Below are 20,710 nucleotides of genomic sequence, written 5' to 3'. Positions count from 1 at the left end.
TCAGATCCCTCCCCCGCCATCCGGCCCGCTTGGCTCGGCGACCCCGGCGCGGCGCGCGTTGATCACGGCGTCGATGTAGGAGGCCGGCTGCTGAAGGTTGCGGATCGTCTCTTCCATGTAGCCCATCGCCGGCCCGGCCTTGATGGTGAGCGCCAGCGTCAGCGCGATCAGAAGCATGACCGGGGCCATTTCCATGACGAGCACCCGCGGCACGGTGCCCTCCATCGAGGCCCAGAAGGTGCGGATGCCGGCGCGGGTCATCGAGATCAGCGCCGCCAGTCCCGACAAGATGAGCAGGCCGACGATCCACCAGACGGAGGCCGCGATGGGCGCCGCGCCATTGGCGCTCGTGCCGATCATGCCCGACAGCATGGCGAATTTCGCGACGAAGCCGGAGAGCGGCGGCAGGCCTGACAAGAGGATGCCGCAGGCGGCAAAGCAGATGCCGAGCACGGCGATCGTGCCGGGCATGGTGACGCCGACCTCGACCTCCTCATCCTCCTCGTCCGCATCGCCATAGGCCTCCATGGTGACGGCGAGAACCGAAGCGCCCGCATCCTGCCCGCGTTCGACGAGTTCGATCAGCATGAAGAAGGCGGCGATCGTCAGCGTGGAACTGACCATGTAGAACAGCGCGCCCGACGTCACCGTGCCGTTGTTCAAACCGAGTACGGCGAGCAGGGTGCCGGAGGATACGAGCACGGAATAGCTCGCAAGCCGTCCAAGCGCCTGCGAGGCGAGAACCCCGATCGTGCCGAAGGCGATGGTCGCCATGCCGCCGTAGAGCAACACGTTGAGGCCGAGCCCCGCCGAATCGCCCTGCCCGAAGACGAGCAGCGAGAGGCGCAGGATGACGTAAATGCCCACCTTGCTCATGATGGCGAAGATGCCGGCGACCGGCGCCGTCGCGGCGCTGTAGGCACCCGGCAGCCAGAAGTTCAGCGGCCACATGCCGGCCTTGATGAGGAAGACGATGCCGAGAATGCCCGCACCCGCCTCCAGCAGCATGCGCCGCTCACCCTCGATCTCGCCGATGCGCACGGCGAGGTCCGCCATGTTGAGCGTGCCTGCCGAGCCGTAGATGGCGCTGACCCCGATCAGGAAGCAGAGCGCGGCGGCAAGGTTGACAGCGATGTAATGGAGGCCCGCCTTGACACGCATCGAGCCGGAGCCGTGCATCAGGAGACCGTAGGAGGCGGCGAGCATCACCTCGAAGAAGACGAAGAGATTGAAGAGGTCACCCGTCAGGAAGGCCCCGTTGAGGCCCATCAGCAGGAACTGGAACAGCGAGTGGAAATGCGCGCCGGCGGTGTGCCAGCGGGCAAGCGCGAAGACCAGCGTCGGGATCGCGAGGATCGAGGCAAGGACGAGCATCAGCGCCGAGAGCCGGTCGACGACCAGCACGATGCCGAACGGCGCCGGCCAGTTGCCGAGCAGATAGACACCCTCGAAACCGTCCGAGCCATTGCTCGCAAGACGGAACAGGCTGATGGCGACGGCAGCCAGTGCCAGGCACGACATCACGCTGATCATCGCCTTTACGACGCGCTCACGCTCGTCGAAGAACAGGAGAAGCGCGCCTGCGACAAGCGGGATGACGATGGGCGCGATGATGAGGTGTTGCTGCCAGCCGCTCATTTCGGCTGCTCCCTGCCGTCGACATGGTCCGTGCCGGTCAGGCCACGGGCCGCGAGCAGCACCACGAGGAAGAGCGCCGTCGTGGCAAAGCCGATGACGATGGCGGTGAGCACCAGGGCATGCGGCACCGGATCGGTCACAGCACCGATGTCAACGCCCTCAACCAGCAGCGGCGCGGCGTTGGATTTCACCCCACCGACCGCGAAGATGAAGAGATTCACCGCATAGGACAGCAGCGAGAGGCCGATGATGACCTGATAGGTGCGTGGACGCAGGATGAGCCAGACGCCCGAGCCCGTCATGATGCCGATACCGATCGAAAGAACGAGTTCCATCAAGCTTCCTCCGCCTTGGGAGCGTCGAGACTGCGAACCCGATGCATGCGTATGGACTGGTGCGCAAGCGCGATGAGGATCAGCACCGTCGCGCCGACGACGAGCGAGAAGACCCCGAGATCGAAGAACAGCGCCGTTGCCGCCGGCACCTTGCCGATGAAGGGTATCTCGACATACTGCGAATGGCTCGTGAGGAACGGATAACCGAGCACCCAGGCGCCCATACCCGTCAATGCGGCCAGCAACAGGCCGACGCCCATCCAGCGCAGCGGCAGGATACGCAGCCGATCCTCCGACCAGCGCACGCCACCGCCGAGATATTGCAGCAGGAAGGCGATCGCCATGGTGATGCCGCCGGCAAAGCCCCCGCCCGGCAGGTCGTGCCCGCGCAAGAGGAGATAGATCGAGAAGGTGATGATGACCGGGAACATCCACTGCATGATGACCGATGGCACCAGCAGATAGTCGCGCACCGTATCGCCGGCCGAACGCTCTGGGCGCTCATCGTCATAGGCGTTCTGGATGCGCTGCTGTTCCGGCTTCTCGATGCTGTCGGCCGCCGGGCGGAAACGGCGCAGCAGCGCGAAGACCGTGAGCGCCACGATGGCCAGGACCACGATCTCGCCCATCGTGTCGAAGCCGCGGAAATCGACGAGGATGACGTTGACGACATTGCGCCCGCCCCCTTCCGTATAGGCCTTTTCGAGGAAGTAGCTGGCAATGGCGTCCGGCACCGGCTGCTTCATGATCGCATAGGAGAAGACGAACATGCCGAAGCCGCAGGAGATCGCGAGCAGGAAGTCGCGGAAGCGGCGGCTGCGAGCGGAGAGCGTGACGGAATTGTCGACCTTCTCCGAACGCTTGGGCAGCCAGCGCAGGCCAAGCAGCAGGAGGACGGTCGTGACGATTTCCACGACGAGCTGCGTGATGGCGAGATCCGGCGCGGAAAGCCAGACGAAGGTGATGCAGGTCGTGATGCCCGCGCCACCGAGCAGGACGAGCGCGGCCAGACGATGGTACTTCGCCTGATAGGCCGCCCCCAATGCGCAGAAGGCGCCGATACTCCAGATGGCGGCGAAGATGGGATCGATGTCGCCGAAGACCAGCGGCGTCGGCGCGAAACCCGCCATATAGAGCGGGACGACGCCCGCCAGCAAGCCTGCCGCCGCGATGAGGCGCAGTTGCGGCTGGAGATTGCGGGTGCCGAGGTGGCTTTCGAGCCAGCGCGCCCATTTCCACGACACGGTGACGAGCACGCGCTCGAAGATGCGCTGGCCGCCGAGATGACGGAAGAGCGGCGGGCCGTCGTCGCACCGCGCGAGATAGTCCTTCAGCACCGCATAGAGTGCGGCACCGCCGACGAGCGCGATCATGCTCATGATGAGCGGCGTGTTGATGCCGTGCCAGACGGCAAGGCTGTATTCCGGCGTGCGCGTACCCAGCACAGAGACGACGGCCGAATGCAGGAACGGGCCGATCGAAAGCGATGGGATGATGCCGACGACGAGGCAGGCGAGCACCAGGAACTCGATGGGGAAGCGCATCCAGTGCGGCGGCTCGTGCGGCTTGGACTTGGGCAGGTCCGTCGGCTCGGGACCGAAGAAGACCATGTGGATGAAGCGGATCGAATAGGCGACCGAGAAGGCGCCGGCGAGCGTCGCGACATAGGGCAGGATGCGGTCGAGTACGGAATCGGCGTGCGTCTCCACCGCCTCGGCGAAGAACATTTCCTTGGAGATGAAGCCGTTGAGCAAGGGTACGCCGGCCATGGCTGCGCTTGCCACCATGGCAAGCGTGCCTGTTATCGGCAGGTATTTGAAGAGCCCGCTCAATCGTCGCATGTCACGCGTACCGGTCTCGTGGTCGATGATGCCGGCGGCCATGAAGAGCGAGGCCTTGAAGGTGGCGTGGTTCATCATGTGGAAGATCGCGGCCACGGCGGCGAGCGGGCTGCCGAGGCTGAGCAGCGTGGTGATGAGCCCGAGATGGCTGATCGTCGAATAGGCGAGCAGGCCCTTCAGGTCCTGCTGGAACATCGCGAAATAGGCGCCGAGGAGCAGCGTGCTAATACCGGCGATACCGACCAGCATGAACCATTCATAGGTGCCCGACAGCGCAGGCCACAGGCGCACGAGCAGGAAGACGCCGGCTTTCACCATGGTGGCGGAATGCAGATAGGCCGAGACCGGTGTCGGCGCCGCCATGGCATTGGGCAGCCAGAAATGGAACGGCACCTGCGCGCTCTTCGTCAGCGCGCCGATGAGGATGAGCACCAGCGCCGTCAGGTAGAGCGGGTGAGCCTTGATCTTGTCGCCCGCCGACAGCACCACGTCGAGATCGTAGCTGCCGACGATATGGCCGAGCACGAGCAGGCCGGCAAGCAGGCAGAAGCCGCCGATGCCCGTTATCGTCAGCGCCATGCGCGCGCCGTCGCGGGCGGCGGCATTGTGATGCCAGTAGCTGATGAGCAGGAAGGAGAAGATGCTCGTCAGCTCCCAGAACACCGAGAGCAGGATGATGTTGCCCGACAGCACGATGCCGAGCATCGAGCCCATGAAGGCGAGCAGGAAGGAGAAGAAGCGCGGAACCGGGTCTTCTTCCGACATGTAGTAACGCGCATAGAGCACGACGAGACAGCCGATGCCGGTGATGAGCATCGCAAAGAGCCAGGCAAAGCCGTCCATGCGCAGCGTGACGTTGAGCCCAAGCTGCGGCAGCCATTCGAGATCGAGCCGGACCTTGCCGCCATCGCGCACCGCGGGATAAAGCGCGGCCGTCAGCACCAGGGCGACAAAGGCCACCGCGCCGGACATGCGCGCGGCAAGCACCCTTGAATCGGTCCGCAGCAGAATGGTCGCGGCAAGGCTTCCCGCGAAGGGAAGGCAAAGCAGCAGCACCAGAATCATTTCACCTGTCATCGTTTGATCGATCGCTTTCGAACGTCAGAGCTTCTCCCGCCGGAACGCCGGCGATATCGGGAAGACCGCACGCGACCGAAGGGACGATCGGGCAGCCGTCAGGCGAAATTCAACGGAGGGGCACGGGCCCCGCGCATTTCCGTACGCCCTACGCCGGCACCGGGCCTGAGGACCACGACAAGCGCCGCGGCCAGGCCCTCCAGGCGGAAAGCTTCCCGGATCGGCAGGCAGGTAAAATCGGTCCCTGCGCTGTCGAGCGACGTCACCTTTCCGGCGACGGCACGCTTTCGGCATTCGATGTCGGGAAGCGCCGAAGGGTAACCCGCAGTCTTCTGCGTGCCATAACGAAGCATCTTCGAGCTGGCACTGACGGCGGAAGGCGTTGTGAGCGTGGATATCAACAACAAAAGACAGGTAAGCGCAGTGCAGAAGAGGCAAAAAGCCCGACGAAAAGGTCGATGCTGGTGCCCTGATGCTGCCAAACGTCCTGCCTCTCGATTCCGTCGCCCGCGTTGAATATTCTCTCATCCGGACAATACGTTGGCTGGATTGACGCTGTCCACCCGCCAGCATGAAACTTTTCCAAAATTACGCTGATTTGCCGCAACCGGCAGCATGTTTTTCCTTTTCGCGTCGGAAAACGGTCATCCTGCCGCACCCTTGTCCGCTTGATGCCCTGCCGCTTTGGGCGCATTCTTTTTGGGCGAATCGCATGAAGCAGACCTGCTCCCGTGGGGCGACGATGCCCGGAGCGCATGGTGCACCTGGTACCTGGACCCGCCGGACGATGTCGTTCCGGTCATCCAGCGAGTTCCGTGTCCCGATCCTGTCAGCCTTTTTCGGCAACATATCGGCGGTGCGGCGTCAGTTCACTCTCGAACGGGGATTAGCGATGACGGATGCGCGAAGGGAATGGATCAGCAAGCGGGCCTATACGCTCTGGGAAGAAGCGGGGCGGCCGCATGGCCATGATGGCGACCATTGGGAACAGGCGGTACAGGAGCGTGACGAATTCGAACGCGTGGCGCTTGCCCCTGAAGCCAGGCCGGACGGCACACGGAAGCCGCTGATCGAGATATCCAAGAAGGCGCAAGGGAAGAAGTCCGAGGCCGCCAAGCCACGCAAGAAGGCGGAAGCCGCGGCGGAAAAGCCGATTGCTGCCAAGGCCGTCGCAAAAGCAAAATCCGTCAAGGCCGCGGCGAACGGGACGGAAGCCTGATCATCGCGACAAGATCCGGCGGCGGATTGAGGGAATGCCGGCGACGTGCCGGCGCTCTTTCTCCGTTCGCCGCGTCGGCCCATTCTTCCTTCTGATCCGGCAGGGGGCATAACAAAGCTATGCCCGGTCCGCAGGACACTGCGTTTTCTTCGCATACCCTGCCTTTCGGCCGTTTCATCCTCGTGCGGCATCAATGCCCTTGGAGACGCGGTCGCGACGCTCTATGTGAACGGGCGACGCGGACTGAAGCGAGGATACCCGGTGCGATCGATCTACATGGCGGCAGGTATGCTGATGACGGCGATCGGCATCGTCGGCGTCTTCCTGCCACTTTTGCCGACGACGCCGTTCCTGCTTGTCGCGGTCTGGTGTTTTTCCCGCTCCTCGCCGCGTCTCGAGCAGTGGCTGCTGAATCACCGCACCCTCGGGCCGCCGCTGGCGAACTGGCGGCGCGAGGGAGCGATCTCGGCGCGCGCCAAGACGATTGCCATCTGTCTCATCATCGCAAGCTACGGCTTTTTCTACTACCGCACCGCGCCGTCGCTTCTCCTCGCCGCCATCATGGGCCTCGTGCTGTCGGCAAGCGCCCTTTTCATCCTGACACGCCCCCTGCCAAAAAAGACGTGAGGCTCCGATGGCAACGAAGCAAGCCCCGGTCATCGTCTGGTTCCGCAAGGATCTGCGCATCGACGACAATGCGGCACTTTCCGCCGCGGCGCAAACCGGACGCCCCATCCTGCCGCTCTATATCCTGGAGCCCGCCGAGGTCGGAACCGGTCCGCTGGGCGCCGCCCAACGCTGGTGGCTGCACCATTCCCTCGCCGCACTTGCCGGCAGGCTGGCCGATCTTGGTGCGCCGCTCACCCTGCGCAGCGGACCGGCCGACGTGGTCCTCGATACGCTGATTGCCGAGACCGGCGCCGACACGATCCAATGGAATCGCCGACACGATCCGCCGGGCATGACGATCGACCGCGCGATTAAGGCCGCGTTGAAGGCGCGCGGCCTTACGGCCACGAGTTTCGCCGGCCAGCTTCTGCACGATCCGACCCGCCTCCTGACCGGAGAAAAGAAGCCTTTCCGGGTCTACACACCCTTCTGGAAGGCTCTCGAGAGGTCCGGCGAACCGCATGAACCGATCGAGCCTCCGGCCGGCTTGATCGCTCTTCCCGAAGCCGTCGCATCAGAGCGTCTGGACGATTGGCATCTCACACCGGAAAAACCCGATTGGGCCACACCGTTCCGGGAAATCTGGACACCCGGCGAAGCAGCCGCGCGCGCGCACCTCGAAACTTTCGTGGACGGTGCGATCGATGGCTATGGCGCCGACCGCGACCGCCCTGCGCTCGACGCCACCTCCATGCTCTCGCCCTATCTGGCGCTCGGCGAGATCTCCCCGGCCCGCATCTGGCACGCAACCCGCGGCCTCGACGCACCGACGGGCGATCTCGTCCACTTCCGCAAGGAACTGGCCTGGCGGGAGTTCTGCTACCACCTGCACTTCCACTTCCCCGCACTCCCGGAAAAGAACTGGAACGATAAGTTCGACGCCTTCCCCTGGCAGGAACGCGAAGAGGCCTTCATGCTCTGGACACGCGGCCTCACGGGTTATCCGATCGTCGATGCCGGCATGCGCCAACTCTGGCGGCACGGCTGGATGCACAATCGCGTGCGCATGATCACAGCCTCCTTCCTGATCAAGCACCTGATGATCGACTGGCGACGCGGCGAAAAATGGTTCCGCGATACGCTTGTCGATGCCGACGCGGCGTCGAATGCGGCGAACTGGCAATGGGTGGCCGGCTCGGGCGCCGATGCTTCGCCCTTCTTCCGCATCTTCAACCCCATCCTGCAGGGCGAAAAGTTCGATCCTGACGGCACATACGTGCGCCGTTTCGTGCCGGAACTGGAGACCCTGGACGCGGCCTGGATCCACAAGCCCTTTGCCGCGCCCGAGGCCGCGCTGAAAGCGGCCGGCATCGATCTCGGCGAGACCTATCCGAAGCCCATCGTCGATCATGGCCGCGCCCGCGAACGGACGCTTGCCGCCTACAAATCACTGAAGGCGGACTGATCCAGCGTTCTTTGTTTTCGTTTGTCTTTTCGGGAAAGCCGGATTCCACTTTTCCCTGGCAAACTCTAATCACTTCGCGCCAGGGCGGAGGTGAGCAGCCGCACGAGGGTATCCCCCGCGTCCTCCAAGGCACCACTGTTGTCGATGATTACCGTATCGGCGGCAACGACGATCTCGGGCACCACGCGGTCGAGCCGCCGGGCGATGGCCTCAGCGCTTTCCCGGCCGCGGGTGGCGAGGCGCGCGGCAAGAACATCCGCACGCGCGGTAATCAGCACGACCTTCAGTCGCCCGTAGACTTCAGCGAATGCAGGCAGTGCCGAACGACTGCCATTGGCAATCAGCGTCATGCCGCTCGCAAGCTGGCCAAAGGTTTCCCGCGGAATGCCATAGGAAAGGCCGTGCGCATCCCAGGAGACCGCAAAATCTCCGGCCGCATCCCGGGCCGCAAAACCCACCGCATCGACCGCCTCATGCGCCTCCCCGCCGGCATCCTGCGGGCGTGTGATGACGCGGCGCACAAAGCCGAGACGCGGTTCACCAGCAAAATGCCGCGCGGCATAGGACATGACACTGTCCTTGCCCGCGCCGCTGGGGCCGACAACGACGACCATCGTGCCGGCCGCAACGGGCAGCGGCCGGGCCGAGACGATTTCGGCCTCCATAGTCAAGCGACCCGCCTGCCCTGCCGCCAGACCGAGCGCACGACCGGAACACCGGAGGGCCGGCGCACGCGCACGAGGTCGGCACGCAGGCCCCTTGCGATAGCGCCGCGATCATCGAGGCCGACGGTGCGGGCCGGCGTGGTGGAGACCATGGCGATCGCCCTCGGCAAGTCGATGCCCTCGACCTCGTCAGCCAGAATGAAAGGCGCATGCATCAGGCTGAAGGGCACGTAGTCGGAGGAGAGCACGTCGAGCACGCCCATCGTGGCAAGGTCCCGGGCGGCGATATTGCCGGAATGCGACTTGCCGCGGACGATGTTCGGGGCACCCATCAGAACGCTCATACCAGCGCCGTGCGAGGCCTTGGCGGCATCGAAGCTCGTCGGGAATTCGGCAAGGCGAATACCATAGCCGACCGCCTCCTCGACATGTTCGAGGGTCGCGTCGTCGTGGCTGGCGACGGAGATGTCACGGGCGGCGCAGGACGCGGCGATGGCGTCGCGGTGCGGTTTGGCATAGCGGGCGGACAGGTCCTGCTGGCGCTTGCAGAATGCGTCGAACTCGGCGTCCGTCAGGCCGCGCTTCTTCTTGTAGTAGAGGATGTACTGTTCCATCGTCTGGAACTGGCGCTGGCCGGGCGCGTGGTCCATCAGCGAGACAAGGCGGACGAGCGGATCGTCCTCGAACTCCTCATAGTGGTCGAGCACGTTGTCGGTCGAGACTTCGCAGCGCAGGTGGATGAGGTGCTGGGCGCGCAGGCGATCCTCGTCCTGCGCCTCGGCGATGGCATTCGCCATGGAACGCATCTCGCCCTTTTCGAAGCCGCCGTCCTCGTCCGAACCCATGCGCAGGCAGTCGAAGACGGTGGTGATGCCCGAGGTGACGACCTGGGCGTCATGCGCCTGGATCGCCGCCGTCAGGCCCCAGCGCACGCCGGGGCGCGGCGAATAATGAGCTTCGAGATGGTCGGTGTGCAGCTCGACGAGACCGGGCAGCAGGAAGTCGCCTTCCATGTCCTCCCCGACGGTGGAGGCACCTTCGGAAATGTCCGCGATCAGGCCATCGCGGAGCACCAGCGTGCCATCGAGGATCCGGTCCTCAAGCACGATACGGGCATTGGAAAGAACGGTTTCGCGGGTCATGTCAGGCGGTCTTTCTGTTGGCTCCCGCGGCAAGCGGGAAGAGCGAATGAACGGTGAAATCGGCGCCGCGCGAAGGCTCCCGGAAGAGCGCAAGGCCCTCGATCGCCAGCGGGCGTTCATGGAAATCGGAGAAATGCGTCAGCAGCGCAGCCTCGACGGCAGCGCGGCGCTCCACGGGAACACGCCCCGTCAGCGTCATGTGAAAGCGGAACGTTTCGAAGACATAGGGATAGCCCCATTGTACGAGGTTCTGGCGCTCTTCGGCGGTAAGTTCGTCCGGCTTTCGGCGGGCGATGTCGGCGGAGGTGAGCGGCGCACGAAACCGTTCGAAGCGGCGCACCACCTCGCCGGCAAAGGCCTGAAGCGGTTCGCAATGATCGCCAGGCACCAGCGCGAAGAAGGAACCGAGACGACCCACGATGGCCTGCGGAATCTCGAAAGGCTCCACCTCCGCAGCAAAACGGCCGATTTCAGCCAGAAGCTCCGCCTCGCTGCGACCTTCGGCAAGCACGAACGGTGCCTTCAAGGTGGCATGGAAACCATAACGGCGCGGATCGGCGGTCAGGCCGGCCTGCGCAGCCGCGTCGAGGCCGTTCACGACCGGCTGCTCCAGCGCGGTACCCGTAAACGCATTGCGCCCCAGCCAGCGCTGGGCGGCGAGGGTCAGCGGGTCGCTTGCGGACGGGGTGAAATAGAGGGCGTAACGCAATGGCTCATTCCTGTTTCAGTCATTCAACGCCGCCGGTCCGGCGGCGTCGGAACTTGAAGGGATTCGTGTGGCAGCATCATGCCGTCACACCGGCTCTTTCACGCTCAATGCGCCGGCTTGCCCATCAGGCGCGACCGCAGCGCATTCGAAATGCCGTCAAAGACGAAGACGACGATCAGGATCAGCAGCACCATATAGGCGACGTTCTCCCAATCGGAATTCGTGCGCATCGCTTCCCAGAGCTTGAGGCCGATACCGCCAGCGCCGACGGCGCCGATGATCGTGGCAGAACGGGTGTTGGATTCCCAGAAGTAAAGCGCCTGTGATGCAAAGAGCGGCATGACCTGCGGCAGCACGCCATAGCGTTGCACGGCGACCGGCGCCGCACCGACGGATTTGACGCCCTCGCGCTGCTTGTCGTCGATGTTCTCCAGCGCCTCGGAGTAGAGTTTGCCCAGCGTGCCCGTATCCGTGAAGAAGATCGCCGACATGCCGGCAAGCGGTCCCGGACCGAAGGCACGGGTGAAGAACAGCGCCCAGATAAGCATGTCGACCGAACGCAGGAAGTCGAAGAGGCGTTTCGTCACCTGGTTGGAAATCCAGCTGCGCGTGATGTTGCGTGCGGCTAGGAAAGCGAGCGGAAAGGCGAGCAGCATGGCGAAAAGCGTGCCGACAAAGGCCATGACGATGGTCTGGAGCAGCTTCGTCCAGACATCGAGGTGCTGCCATTCCGCATTGTAGAGAATGTTGTTCCAGGCGAGCGAGAGGTTCGACTGCTTCGGGTCGATGCGATCGCCTGACGTCAGCAGCGAGACGACCTCGGAGGTCGATCTGCCGTGGAACGGCGAGTTGGTGTCGAACAGGAAATTGGCCCAGCCGAAGAAGCGCTTGCGGATCGAGATATCATCAGCCTCGATCTCGCCCCAGCCGGCAACACCGAAGGCGAGCGTGATCTTTTCGCCCGGCGCCTTCTGGGTCGCCCAGGCCGGCAGCCCACCTTCGACCTTGGCGCCCTCACCCGAGAGATCGACGACCATCGTCTCGCCGGAATGCTGTACGGTCACGCGATCAGGAACAACTTCGACGCTCGTCGAGGAATTCAGCATGATTTTCGCGCGCTTGACGACCTCCTCTTCGCGGGTCGTCGCGGTCGCCAGAGCTTCCGCGGCCGCAGCAGAACCACCGACAGCGCCGCCGCTTCCCATGAAGCCCATCGAGGCGGGGTTCTTTTCCGTCGTCGTCGCGCCGCCTGCGGCGGGCGTGGTGCGGATCATCGTGCCGCGTTCGATCTCGACCCAGTCGGGCTCGGCATTCGGGCCGAGCGGCGAGAAACGTGGATAGGTGAGCTTCATCGCGCCATCGGCGTCGATGGTCACTTCAGGGCGCACCTCGTAGGAGACCCAGTCTGCGAGATAAGTGCCGGCGATGTTCCAGTTGGCGGTGCCGAGCACATGGCCGATGGCAAAGAACCACCAGCAATAAAGCGCATAGAGCACGAAGCCGCCGGCGATGATGGCGACGCGAAAACGCTGCCAGAACGAGCGGTGGAAGACGGCGGGATGACGTGCCGCGATCTCATCCATCTGTGCGGGATTGAGGGTCGTCATGGCACTCTCCTATTGAGCCAGCCGGAAGGCCTGGTCGCCGACGAGCTTGCGGCGCAGCCAGGCGGAGAACTGATCGACGGCAATGATTGTGATGAGCAGCAGCAGCACGATGGCAAGTGTCTTGGCCTGATGTCCCTGACCGATGGACAGGCGCAGCAATTCGCCGATGCCGCCGCCGCCGACGGCACCGATGATGGTGGAGGCGCGCACATTGATCTCCAAACGCAGCAGGAAATAGCTCATGAAATTCGGAAGCACCTGCGGCACGATGCCGAACCAGACGCGCTCCACCCAGCTTGCGCCGACCGCGCGAAGCCCCTCCTCCGCCTTCATGTCCGCATTCTCGACCACTTCAAAGAAGAGTTTTCCAAGCGCCCCGACCGTGTGGATCGACACGGCAATGACGGCAGGCAGCGGGCCGAGCGAGAGGATGGCGAGGAAGAAGCCGGCGAGAACGACCTCCGGAAAGGCGCGCAGGATTTCCATGAAGCGGCGCACGAAGCCGCGCAGCAGGCGGTTGGCGACAAGGTTCTTTGCCGCCAGAAAGCAGAGCAGGAAGCCGAAGGTCATGCCGATCACGGTGGAGAAGATCGCGATGTTCAGCGTCTCCAGCATCTTGTGGAAATATTCCGGCACATAGAGGCTCTCGGTGATGTAGAGCCGCCCTTCGGGATAGTTGTACTTGAAACTGCCGTCATCGTAGGGCGACGGCAGGTCGAACAGCGCGCGAAAGACCTCGAGGCCATCGCGCGGCACCATATCGCCGACGAAGTCAAAGAAATACGGCAGCCTATCGAAGAATTTTCCGGCATTCGTCTCGTTGGCGAACCAGAGCGAGCCGGTGAGCGCCGTGACGAGGATGGCAAGGCCGAGCCAGGTATAGAGCCGGCGGCGGGCGTTCAGCTCCTGCCAGTGCCGCTCGATGAGCGCACCCTTTTCGCTGAAGCCGTCGTGAAGCGTGTTCATGGCCATGGTCAGTCCGCCTTGCGGTTCCCTGTGCACAATTCCGGCTGCTGATGACGTGCCGCAAACCTCCCCTCCGTCATCCTCGGGCTTGACCCGGGCATCCACGGCCGCAGGTGCCGCATGGATCCTCGGGTCAAGCCCGAGGATGGCGTCGAGAGTGGGGTAATGGCATCAGCAAAAAAGCGCCGGCCGGTTGTCCAGCCGGCGCCGGAAACATCGAGGCTATCAACCGCCGATCGTCGCCTTGCGGGCGTCGATGATCGGCTTGTAGAAGTCGACATTGACTTCCGTGAAGGAGGTGAAGTCACCGCCCATGACGGCGGCGAAGCAGGCCGCGTCCTTCTTCGGCAGGTCGAGCATGAATTGCTTGAACTTCGCCTTCATGTCGCCGTCCATGGAAGAGCGAACGACGATCGGGCCGTTCGGGATCAGCGGCGATTTCCAGAGTTCGACGAGGTCGTTCATGTCGAGAATGCCCTTCTCGACCATCTTGTGCAGGTTGCCGGACGTGTAGCCGTCCTTCCACTCGCCAACGCCCGAACCGAAGGTCGTACCGGCGTCGAAGGTGCCCTTCACGACTTCGAGGACGAGGTTTTCGTGACCACCGCCGAAGCCGGTCTCACCAAAAAACTCCTTGACCGGGCCGCCGATGGCTTCCGGCAGCGTGACGAGCGGCACGAGGTAGCCGGAGGTCGAGTCCGGATCGGCGAAGCCGAGCTTCTTGCCCTTCAGGTCTTCGAGCTTGGTGATGCCGCTGTCCTTACGGGCAACCATGATCGAGTGGTAGCCGGTCGAGCCGTCGGTCTGGACGGTCGTCAGGATCGGCTCGACGGCGTCGGCCTTGGCAAGGTAGATCTTGGCAAAGCCGGAAGCGCCGAGTTCGGCATAGTCGAGCGTGCCGCCGAGCAGGCCCTGGATGACACCGTCATAGTCGGCAGCCGGGAAGAACGAGACCTTCTCGAAGCCGAGTTCGGCCTTCAGCTGGTCGCCGAGGCACTGGTAGTTGCGCAGGCGGTCGGCTTCGTTCTCGCCGCCGATGATGCCGACGCGGAATTCCTTGAGGTCTTCAGCCTGTACGTGGCCGGCGAGCGCGATGAGCGCGACGGCGCCGAGAAGAGCTTTCTTCAGCATGGTCTTTCTCCTGTTTGACCGGCTTCGCCGGGGCTCTTTAAAAATGATGGCCCTTCACGCGGGCCCTTCGATCCCAACCGGCTTAAAGGCCGGCCAGTGCCAGCGGTGTCGGGCTGGCGGATTCCTTTGCATTGTCCTGGCGGGCCGGATTGCGGATCGCCGTCGAGGTCATGCTTTCGTCGATTTCCGCGCCGTCGGCGCCGGTGCCGTAGATCGTGCGCACCGCATCGGCATCAAGCTCGCGTGCCGGGCCATCGAAGACGACGCGGCCGCCGGACATGCCGATGATGCGTTCGCAATAGGCGCGCGCCGTATCCAGCGTGTGCAGGTTGGTGATGACGGTGATGCCTTCGCGCTCGTTGATGTCGCGCAGTGCATCCATGACGATTTTTGCGTTCAGCGGATCGAGCGAGGCGATCGGTTCGTCCGCAAGCAGCATCTTGGGGTTCTGCATCAGCGCCCTTGCGATCGCCACACGCTGCTGCTGGCCGCCCGAGAGCGTGCCGGCCGGCTGAAGCGCCGTCTGTTCGATGCCGAGGCGCTCGAGCGCTGCGATCGCCATGATGCGCTCCTCACGGGTGAAGAGATTGAGGACGCTCATGACCGTCGGGCGGTGGTTGAGGCGACCGAGCAGCACGTTGGTGAGCACGTCGAGACGCGGCACGAGATTGAACTGCTGAAAAATCATCGCGCAGTCGCGTTGCCAGTTGCGCAAGCTCGCGCCGCGCAGCGCGGAGACTTCCACATCGTTGAAATGGATCGTGCCCTCGCTCGGATCGGCAAGGCGGTTGATCATGCGCAGCATGGTCGACTTGCCGGCGCCGGAGCGGCCGATGACGCCGACCATCTGGCCCTGCGGAATATCGAAGGTCACATCGTCGACCGCTACGCGCACGCCAAAGCGGCGGGTGACATTCTTCAGTCGAAACATGGTGGATCCCTTTTTGTCCTGTGTCGGATCAAGGCTGGGCCAAAGGCCGGGCCTGTCGCTTTCGGGACTGGCTCTAAACGCTGTTGATGAAGGGGCAATGTCAGTTTCATGTCGGAAAAATAACAGTCCACAGGCCTGAATTTCCGGCATCGGCAAGCGCTTTCTCACCCGTCGTGACGGGCAAGAAAGGCTTCTGCGTCAAGTTTACGAAAGTCGTCGAGAGCGGTGCGCAGCCGGGCATGATCCCAGTCCCACCAGGCGAGTTTTTCCATGCGTTCGGCAATGCTTCGGGGGAAACGTTCGCGGATGACTTTCGCCGCGACGCCGCCGACGACCGTATAGGGTTCGACGTCTTTTGTGACGACCGCGCCGGAGCCTATGACAGCACCGTTGCCGACTGTGACACCCGGCAGGATGGTCGATCCATGACCGATCCAGACGTCGTGGCCGATGACGACGCGGTGCCCGCGCCGCCATTCGAAGAAGTCGGCTTCGTGGTCGGCATCCGGCCAGTAATCGTTGGCGCGGTAGGTGAAATGATGCAGCGTCGCCCGCCACATCGGGTGGTTCGTCGCGTTGATGCGCACTGAGGCGGCGATGTTGGCGAACTTGCCGATCGTCGCACACCAGACGGAGCCGCCGTTCATGATGTAGGAATAATCGCCGATCTCGACTTCGCTGACGCGGCAGTTCTCGTCGATCTCCGTGTAGCGGCCGAGCACCGTGTCGGACACGACTGCAGTCGGATGGATCAGCGGCGTTTCGGACAGGCGGGTCATGCGGCGGCCTTTCGTGGCGAGAAGGCGGAGACGTCGACGATGCGGTCGGCGACCTTTTCGCGCACGTCTTCGTCGTGGAAGATACCGAGGAGCGCGACACCGGCCGCCTTCTTCTCAGCGATCATCTCGACGACCACGGCGCGGTTCTTCGCATCGAGCGATGCGGTCGGCTCGTCGAGCAGCAGGATGCGGTGATCGGTAATGAAGCCGCGCGCGATGTTGACGCGCTGCTGTTCGCCGCCGGAAAAGGTGGCGGGCGGCAGTTGCCAGAGTTCGCGCGGCAGGTTGAGCCGCGCCAGCATGGCTTCGGCCGTCGCCTTCGCCTCGGCGGCATTGACGCCGCGAGCGGTGAGCGGCTCGGCGACGACATCGACGGTCGCAACGCGCGGCACGGTGCGCAGAAACTGGCTGACATAGCCGAGCGTGGCGCGGCGCACCGAAAGAATGGTGCGCGGATCGGCGATCGCCAGGTCGAGCAGGCGGCCGCCGTGCTCGATCAGGATCTGGCCGCTGTCGACGGCATAGTTGCCGTAGACCATCTTCAGGAGCGAACTCTTGCCGATGCCGGACGGGCCGCCCAATACGACGCATTCGCCCGCCTTCACCGAGAAGGCGACGTTCGACATCACGGGCAGACGAATGCCGTCGCGAAGATGCATGGTAAAGCTCTTCGCGACTTCGGAAACAACGAGGGGTGTGGCCATGGTTACACCTGAAGGATCGAGGAGACGAGGAGCTGCGTATAGGCTTCGCGCGGATCGTCGAGCACGCGGTCGGTCAGCCCCTGTTCGATGACGACGCCATCCTTCATCACCATCATGCGGTGCGAGAGGAGGCGCGCGACGGCGAGGTCGTGCGTGACGATAATCGCCGAGAGGCCGAGGTCCTGCACGAGGCCGCGCAGGAGATCGAGCAGGCGCGCCTGCACCGAGACGTCGAGACCGCCGGTCGGTTCGTCCATGAAGATGAGGCGCGGCGAGGTGACGAGGTTGCGGGCGATCTGCAAGCGCTGGCGCATGCCGCCGGAGAAGGCGCGCGGCTGGTCGTCGATACGGTCGACGCTGATCTCGACGCGGCCGAGCCAGGTGCCCGCCGTCTCGCGGATATTGCCGTAGTGCCGTTCGCCGACGGCCATCAGCCGCTCGCCGACATTGGCGCCGGCCGACACAGCCATGCGCAGGCCATCGGCCGGGTTCTGGTGCACGAAACCCCAGTCCGTGCGCATCAGGAAGCGGCGTTCCGCCTCGCTCATGCGGGAGAGGTCGCGCATCTGGCCGTCACGCATGCGGTATTCGACGGCGCCCGATGTCGGCATCAGGCGGGTGGCGAGGCAGTTGAGCAACGTCGTCTTGCCGGAGCCGGATTCGCCGACGATCGCCAGGACTTCGCCCGGCCAGAGATCGAAGGAGACATTCTGGCAGCCGATGCGCGCGCCGTAGAATTTCGAGATGTCGCGGACTTTGAGAAGCGGCGTGTCGGTCATTCGGCAGCCTCCTTGTTGTAAGCCAGATGGCCGCGATGGCCGCCTGCGCAGCGTTCTTCGCAATGGTCGGTGTCCGAGCAGACGAACATCCGCCCGCCCCTGTCGTCGAGCACCACCTCGTCGAGATAGACATTTTCCGCGCCGCACAGCGCGCAGGGCTTGTCGAAGGTCTGGATCTCGAAGGGATGGTCCTCGAAATCGAGGCTGACGACCTCAGTATAGGGCGGCACGGCGTAGATGCGCTTTTCGCGGCCCGCGCCAAAAAGCTGGAGCGCCTCCGACATGTGCATCTTCGGATTGTCGAATTTCGGGGTCGGCGACGGATCCATCACGTAGCGGCCCTCGACCTTGACCGGATAGGCATAGGTCGTGGCGATATGGCCGTTGCGGGCGATGTCCTCGTAGAGTTTGACATGCATCAGGCCGTATTCTTCCAGCGCATGCATTTTCCGCGTCTCGGTCTCGCGCGGCTCGAGGAAACGCAGGGGCTCCGGGATCGGCACCTGGTAGACCAGCGTCTGGCCGGCCGTCAGCTTCTCCTCGGGAATGCGATGGCGCGTCTGGATGATCGTCGCTTCGCGCGTCTTGGTCGTGACCGCCACATTGGCGACCTTCTGGAAGAAGGCGCGGATGGAGACGGCGTTGGTGGTGTCATCCGCTCCCTGGTCGATGACTTTCAGCACGTCCTTCGGCCCGAGGATCGCCGCCGTCACCTGCACGCCGCCGGTGCCCCAGCCGTAGGGCATCGGCATTTCGCGCGAGGCGAAGGGCACCTGGTAGCCGGGAATGGCGATCGCCTTCAGGATCGCGCGGCGGATCATGCGTTTGGTCTGTTCGTCGAGATAGGCGAAATTGTAGGTTGCGAGGTCTGCCGTGCTCATTCTGCGGCCTCCGGAAGATCGATGTTTTGCGCGGCCTCGTATTCGCGCCGCATGCGGCGAACGAGATCGAGTTCGGCCTGGAAATCCACGTAATGCGGGAGTTTCAGGTGCTCGACGAAGCCGGTCGCCTGCACGTTGTCGGAATGGGAGATGACGAATTCCTCGTCCTGCGCCGGCGCGACGATGTCCTCGCCGAATTCCTCCGCGCGCAGCGCCCGGTCGACCAGCGACATGGCCATAGCCTTGCGCTCGCTCTGGCCGAAGACGAGGCCATAGCCGCGGGTGAACTGCGGCGGGTTCTTCGCCGATCCCTTGAACTGGGCGATCATCTGGCACTCCGTCACCTGGATGCGGCCGAGCGAGACGGCAAAGCCGAGTTCAGGCATGTCCAGCTCCACCTCGACCTCGCCGATGCGCACCTCGCCGACAAAGGGATGGGTGCGGGCATAGCCGCGCTGCGTGGAATAGCCGAGCGCCAGCAAAAAGCCCTCGTCGCCGCGGGCGAGCGCCTGCAATCGCAGGTCCCGCGCCATCGGGAATTCCAGCGGCTCGCGCGTCAGGTCGCCAGCGACATGACCGTCCGGCAGGCTGCCGTCATCCTCGACAAGGCCCTCGCCGGCGAGAATGTCGGAAACGCGCATGACCGGCTCGCCGGCCTCCTCGCGCTCCAGCGGCACATCCACCGCTTCGTCGTTCAGCAGCGACGGGTCGAGCAGGCGGTGCGTATAGTCGAAGGTCGGCCCGAGAAGCTGGCCGCCCGGCAGGTCCTTGTAGGTCGCCGAGACGCGGCGCTCGACGCACATGTCGCCCGTCTCGACAGGCTTCGAATAGCCGAAGCGCGGCAAAGTCGTGCGGTAGGCGCGCAGGATAAAAATCGCCTCGATCATGTCGCCGCGGGCCTGCCGGACGGCAAGCGCGGCAAGCGCGCGGTCGTAGAGCGAGGCTTCTGCCATCACGCGGTCGACGGCAAGGCCAAGCTGGGCGACGATCTGCTCGATACCGATGGCCGGCAGCGAACGGTCGCCGCGGCGGCGATCGGCAAGAAGGCGGTGGGCGTTGGAGATGGCGGCTTCGCCACCCTTGACGGCAACATACATGGTCTATGCCTCCTTCACGCTGACGACGGTGGTGCGCGGCAGGCAGAGGATGCTTGAGCCAGCAACGAGGATCAGATCGACGCCGCGCGAAAATTTTTGGCGGTTCTCGGACCAGAAATGCGGGAACATGTCCGGCAAGCCGACGGGCGCGATCTCTTCTTCCGTGCGAATGCCCGGTCCCTTCAGCGTCAGCGGACGGCCACCGTCGAAGGCCTCGATCTCGACGACGAGCGTCGTCGAACGATCAGGATATTCCTGCGTGCCCTGCGCGAAGAGGCAGAGGTTCGGCAGCATGGCGCCCTTTTCGATGAAGGCAAACCGGGCATCCTGCCGCGCGTCGGTGACGGCTGCGCCGGCATTGAAGGCGAGCCAGCCGGGCAGCGCGGAATTGGCGAGTGCCGGGGTCAGCCAGACAGCGGTGTCATGGTCGCACAGCGTCAGCGCGACCGCGCCGGCCGTCGCATTCAGCGGCGCGGGCGGCAGGACCGAGGCCGCGACATCGCCGATCGTGCCCGGGCGAGCCATGCAGTCCATCAGCGTGCGGAAAACGGCCTGGGCCTCGAACACCGGCTCCTCAAAACCGCCGGCAAAAGCGAGCGTATCCAATGTCATCAGTCCTCTCCGCGAACCATGGTGAAGAAATCGACGCGCGTGGCGGCCGTCTGGCGGGCCTTTTCGGCGTCCTCGCCGGCAATGCGCGCGGCGATGGTTTCGAGCAGCGCCGCCACCTCAGCCTGGTGGGCCGGCTGCTGGAAGAGCGCATCGAAGATCGCCGCAAGCCGCGCCTTGGCGCCGTCCGTGCCGAGCGCCTGGCCGTGGCCGACCGTGCCGTCCTGAAGGCGGATGCTGGCGCGGCTCACCGTCGCCTCGCCGAGATTGAACGGCGCACCGCCGCCGCCGATGCGGCCACGGATCATGACGAGGCCCGTTTCCGGCCCGCGCACCGGTTGAACGGCGGGCTGTTCCGCCAGCGCGTCAAAAGCCGCCTGCAACTCGACCCGGCTCGCCTTCGCCAAGAGACCCATGGCCCTCTGCCGGCCGTCCCCCGCGCTTGCGGCAGATTTCTGAACTGATGTCATTGCCTTCTCTCCAAATGTCTATTAATCTAGACAACCGAACATCTAAGTCTCGTCTT

General features: G+C 64.1%; 20 protein-coding genes. 3 read left to right on the top strand and 17 right to left on the bottom strand.

From position 1 onward, the window contains the following. Genes AKG11_RS18505 through AKG11_RS18495 form a run of 3 tightly spaced genes read right to left on the bottom strand, consistent with a single transcriptional unit; the run spans window position 1 to window position 4,891 of the window. On the bottom strand, window positions 1-1,638 hold the full coding sequence (locus tag AKG11_RS18505) for a monovalent cation/H+ antiporter subunit D (protein ID WP_023514450.1): 1,638 nt from the start codon (window positions 1,636-1,638) through the stop codon (window positions 1-3). Continuing rightward, entirely contained in the window at window positions 1,635-1,973 is a 339-nt protein-coding gene (locus AKG11_RS18500) for a Na+/H+ antiporter subunit C (RefSeq protein ID WP_023514451.1), read from the bottom strand. The genes AKG11_RS18505 and AKG11_RS18500 overlap by 4 nt, the downstream gene beginning before the upstream one ends. Further along, a complete protein-coding gene (locus AKG11_RS18495; protein WP_050744934.1) occupies window positions 1,973-4,891 on the bottom strand; it encodes a monovalent cation/H+ antiporter subunit A in 2,919 nt (972 codons plus the stop codon). Before AKG11_RS18495 ends, AKG11_RS18500 begins: the two co-directional genes overlap by 1 nt. Window positions 4,892-5,462: 571 nt before the next feature. Here AKG11_RS18495 and AKG11_RS35850 point away from each other — a divergent pair. The 3 genes from AKG11_RS35850 (at window position 5,463) to AKG11_RS18475 (ending at window position 8,184) form a co-directional block, all read left to right on the top strand. Further along, window positions 5,463-6,110: a DUF2934 domain-containing protein gene (locus AKG11_RS35850; protein WP_371260113.1), complete on the top strand. Its 648-nt coding sequence runs from the start codon at window positions 5,463-5,465 to the stop codon at window positions 6,108-6,110. A gap of 261 nt (window positions 6,111-6,371) precedes the next feature. Then, window positions 6,372-6,737: a YbaN family protein gene (locus AKG11_RS18480; protein WP_023514455.1), complete on the top strand. Its 366-nt coding sequence runs from the start codon at window positions 6,372-6,374 to the stop codon at window positions 6,735-6,737. Between the two features lie 7 nt (window positions 6,738-6,744). Beyond that, entirely contained in the window at window positions 6,745-8,184 is a 1,440-nt protein-coding gene (locus AKG11_RS18475) for a cryptochrome/photolyase family protein (RefSeq protein ID WP_050744932.1), read from the top strand. Between the two features lie 65 nt (window positions 8,185-8,249). Here the strand turns inward: AKG11_RS18475 and phnN are convergent, their stop codons facing one another. The 14 genes from phnN to phnG all read right to left on the bottom strand — a co-directional run bounded on the left by phnN (window position 8,250) and on the right by phnG (window position 20,654). Then, entirely contained in the window at window positions 8,250-8,849 is a 600-nt protein-coding gene (gene phnN / locus AKG11_RS18470; protein WP_023514457.1) for a phosphonate metabolism protein/1,5-bisphosphokinase (PRPP-forming) PhnN, read from the bottom strand. Window positions 8,850-8,851: 2 nt separating this feature from the next. After that, window positions 8,852-9,991 (bottom strand): alpha-D-ribose 1-methylphosphonate 5-triphosphate diphosphatase, encoded by a 1,140-nt coding sequence (locus AKG11_RS18465; protein WP_050744931.1) that lies wholly within the window; start codon window positions 9,989-9,991, stop codon window positions 8,852-8,854. A 1-nt stretch (window position 9,992) separates the two neighbouring features. Next, window positions 9,993-10,700: a DUF1045 domain-containing protein gene (locus AKG11_RS18460; RefSeq protein WP_050744930.1), complete on the bottom strand. Its 708-nt coding sequence runs from the start codon at window positions 10,698-10,700 to the stop codon at window positions 9,993-9,995. A gap of 104 nt (window positions 10,701-10,804) precedes the next feature. After that, window positions 10,805-12,307, bottom strand: coding sequence for a phosphonate ABC transporter, permease protein PhnE (gene phnE / locus AKG11_RS18455; protein WP_050744929.1), 1,503 nt, complete (start codon window positions 12,305-12,307; stop codon window positions 10,805-10,807). A 9-nt stretch (window positions 12,308-12,316) separates the two neighbouring features. Further along, window positions 12,317-13,273, bottom strand: a complete 957-nt coding sequence (gene phnE / locus AKG11_RS18450; protein WP_371260112.1) for a phosphonate ABC transporter, permease protein PhnE — start codon at window positions 13,271-13,273, stop codon at window positions 12,317-12,319. A gap of 225 nt (window positions 13,274-13,498) precedes the next feature. Continuing rightward, entirely contained in the window at window positions 13,499-14,404 is a 906-nt protein-coding gene (phnD, locus tag AKG11_RS18445) for a phosphonate ABC transporter substrate-binding protein (RefSeq protein ID WP_023514462.1), read from the bottom strand. Window positions 14,405-14,486: 82 nt separating this feature from the next. After that, window positions 14,487-15,335: a phosphonate ABC transporter ATP-binding protein gene (phnC, locus tag AKG11_RS18440; protein WP_023514463.1), complete on the bottom strand. Its 849-nt coding sequence runs from the start codon at window positions 15,333-15,335 to the stop codon at window positions 14,487-14,489. Window positions 15,336-15,499: 164 nt separating this feature from the next. Next, the gene (locus AKG11_RS18435) at window positions 15,500-16,114 is read right to left on the bottom strand and encodes a DapH/DapD/GlmU-related protein (RefSeq protein ID WP_023514464.1); all 615 of its coding nucleotides are present in this window, start codon (window positions 16,112-16,114) and stop codon (window positions 15,500-15,502) included. Beyond that, window positions 16,111-16,818 (bottom strand): phosphonate C-P lyase system protein PhnL, encoded by a 708-nt coding sequence (phnL, locus tag AKG11_RS18430; RefSeq protein ID WP_050744927.1) that lies wholly within the window; start codon window positions 16,816-16,818, stop codon window positions 16,111-16,113. Before phnL ends, AKG11_RS18435 begins: the two co-directional genes overlap by 4 nt. 2 nt (window positions 16,819-16,820) lie before the next feature. Next, on the bottom strand, window positions 16,821-17,597 hold the full coding sequence (gene phnK / locus AKG11_RS18425; protein ID WP_023514466.1) for a phosphonate C-P lyase system protein PhnK: 777 nt from the start codon (window positions 17,595-17,597) through the stop codon (window positions 16,821-16,823). Beyond that, window positions 17,594-18,478: an alpha-D-ribose 1-methylphosphonate 5-phosphate C-P-lyase PhnJ gene (locus AKG11_RS18420; protein ID WP_023514467.1), complete on the bottom strand. Its 885-nt coding sequence runs from the start codon at window positions 18,476-18,478 to the stop codon at window positions 17,594-17,596. The genes phnK and AKG11_RS18420 overlap by 4 nt, the downstream gene beginning before the upstream one ends. After that, window positions 18,475-19,575, bottom strand: a complete 1,101-nt coding sequence (locus AKG11_RS18415) for a carbon-phosphorus lyase complex subunit (RefSeq protein WP_023514468.1) — start codon at window positions 19,573-19,575, stop codon at window positions 18,475-18,477. The genes AKG11_RS18420 and AKG11_RS18415 overlap by 4 nt, the downstream gene beginning before the upstream one ends. Window positions 19,576-19,578: 3 nt before the next feature. After that, window positions 19,579-20,187: a phosphonate C-P lyase system protein PhnH gene (phnH, locus tag AKG11_RS18410; RefSeq protein WP_023514469.1), complete on the bottom strand. Its 609-nt coding sequence runs from the start codon at window positions 20,185-20,187 to the stop codon at window positions 19,579-19,581. After that, window positions 20,187-20,654 (bottom strand): phosphonate C-P lyase system protein PhnG, encoded by a 468-nt coding sequence (gene phnG / locus AKG11_RS18405; RefSeq protein WP_024271637.1) that lies wholly within the window; start codon window positions 20,652-20,654, stop codon window positions 20,187-20,189. The genes phnH and phnG overlap by 1 nt, the downstream gene beginning before the upstream one ends. Window positions 20,655-20,710 lie beyond the last annotated feature (56 nt).

Source organism: Shinella sp. SUS2 (assembly GCF_001262505.1).
GTDB lineage: Bacteria > Pseudomonadota > Alphaproteobacteria > Rhizobiales > Rhizobiaceae > Shinella.
The sequence above is the reverse complement of the archived record's forward strand: the minus strand, read 5'-3'. Positions and strand labels throughout refer to the sequence as shown.

Coding starts and splice junctions, on each gene's coding strand:
- AKG11_RS18505 (WP_023514450.1), bottom strand. CDS start 1,638: ATGAGCGGCTGGCAGCAACACCTCATCATCGCGCCCATCGTCATCCCG.
- AKG11_RS18500 (WP_023514451.1), bottom strand. CDS start 1,973: ATGGAACTCGTTCTTTCGATCGGTATCGGCATCATGACGGGCTCGGGC.
- AKG11_RS18495 (WP_050744934.1), bottom strand. CDS start 4,891: ATGACAGGTGAAATGATTCTGGTGCTGCTGCTTTGCCTTCCCTTCGCG.
- AKG11_RS35850 (WP_371260113.1), top strand. CDS start 5,463: ATGAAACTTTTCCAAAATTACGCTGATTTGCCGCAACCGGCAGCATGT.
- AKG11_RS18475 (WP_050744932.1), top strand. CDS start 6,745: ATGGCAACGAAGCAAGCCCCGGTCATCGTCTGGTTCCGCAAGGATCTG.
- phnN (WP_023514457.1), bottom strand. CDS start 8,849: ATGGAGGCCGAAATCGTCTCGGCCCGGCCGCTGCCCGTTGCGGCCGGC.
- AKG11_RS18465 (WP_050744931.1), bottom strand. CDS start 9,991: ATGACCCGCGAAACCGTTCTTTCCAATGCCCGTATCGTGCTTGAGGAC.
- phnE (WP_050744929.1), bottom strand. CDS start 12,307: ATGACGACCCTCAATCCCGCACAGATGGATGAGATCGCGGCACGTCAT.
- phnE (WP_371260112.1), bottom strand. CDS start 13,273: ATGAACACGCTTCACGACGGCTTCAGCGAAAAGGGTGCGCTCATCGAG.
- phnD (WP_023514462.1), bottom strand. CDS start 14,404: ATGCTGAAGAAAGCTCTTCTCGGCGCCGTCGCGCTCATCGCGCTCGCC.
- phnC (WP_023514463.1), bottom strand. CDS start 15,335: ATGTTTCGACTGAAGAATGTCACCCGCCGCTTTGGCGTGCGCGTAGCG.
- AKG11_RS18435 (WP_023514464.1), bottom strand. CDS start 16,114: ATGACCCGCCTGTCCGAAACGCCGCTGATCCATCCGACTGCAGTCGTG.
- phnL (WP_050744927.1), bottom strand. CDS start 16,818: ATGGCCACACCCCTCGTTGTTTCCGAAGTCGCGAAGAGCTTTACCATG.
- phnK (WP_023514466.1), bottom strand. CDS start 17,597: ATGACCGACACGCCGCTTCTCAAAGTCCGCGACATCTCGAAATTCTAC.
- AKG11_RS18420 (WP_023514467.1), bottom strand. CDS start 18,478: ATGAGCACGGCAGACCTCGCAACCTACAATTTCGCCTATCTCGACGAA.
- AKG11_RS18415 (WP_023514468.1), bottom strand. CDS start 19,575: ATGTATGTTGCCGTCAAGGGTGGCGAAGCCGCCATCTCCAACGCCCAC.
- phnH (WP_023514469.1), bottom strand. CDS start 20,187: ATGACATTGGATACGCTCGCTTTTGCCGGCGGTTTTGAGGAGCCGGTG.
- phnG (WP_024271637.1), bottom strand. CDS start 20,654: ATGACATCAGTTCAGAAATCTGCCGCAAGCGCGGGGGACGGCCGGCAG.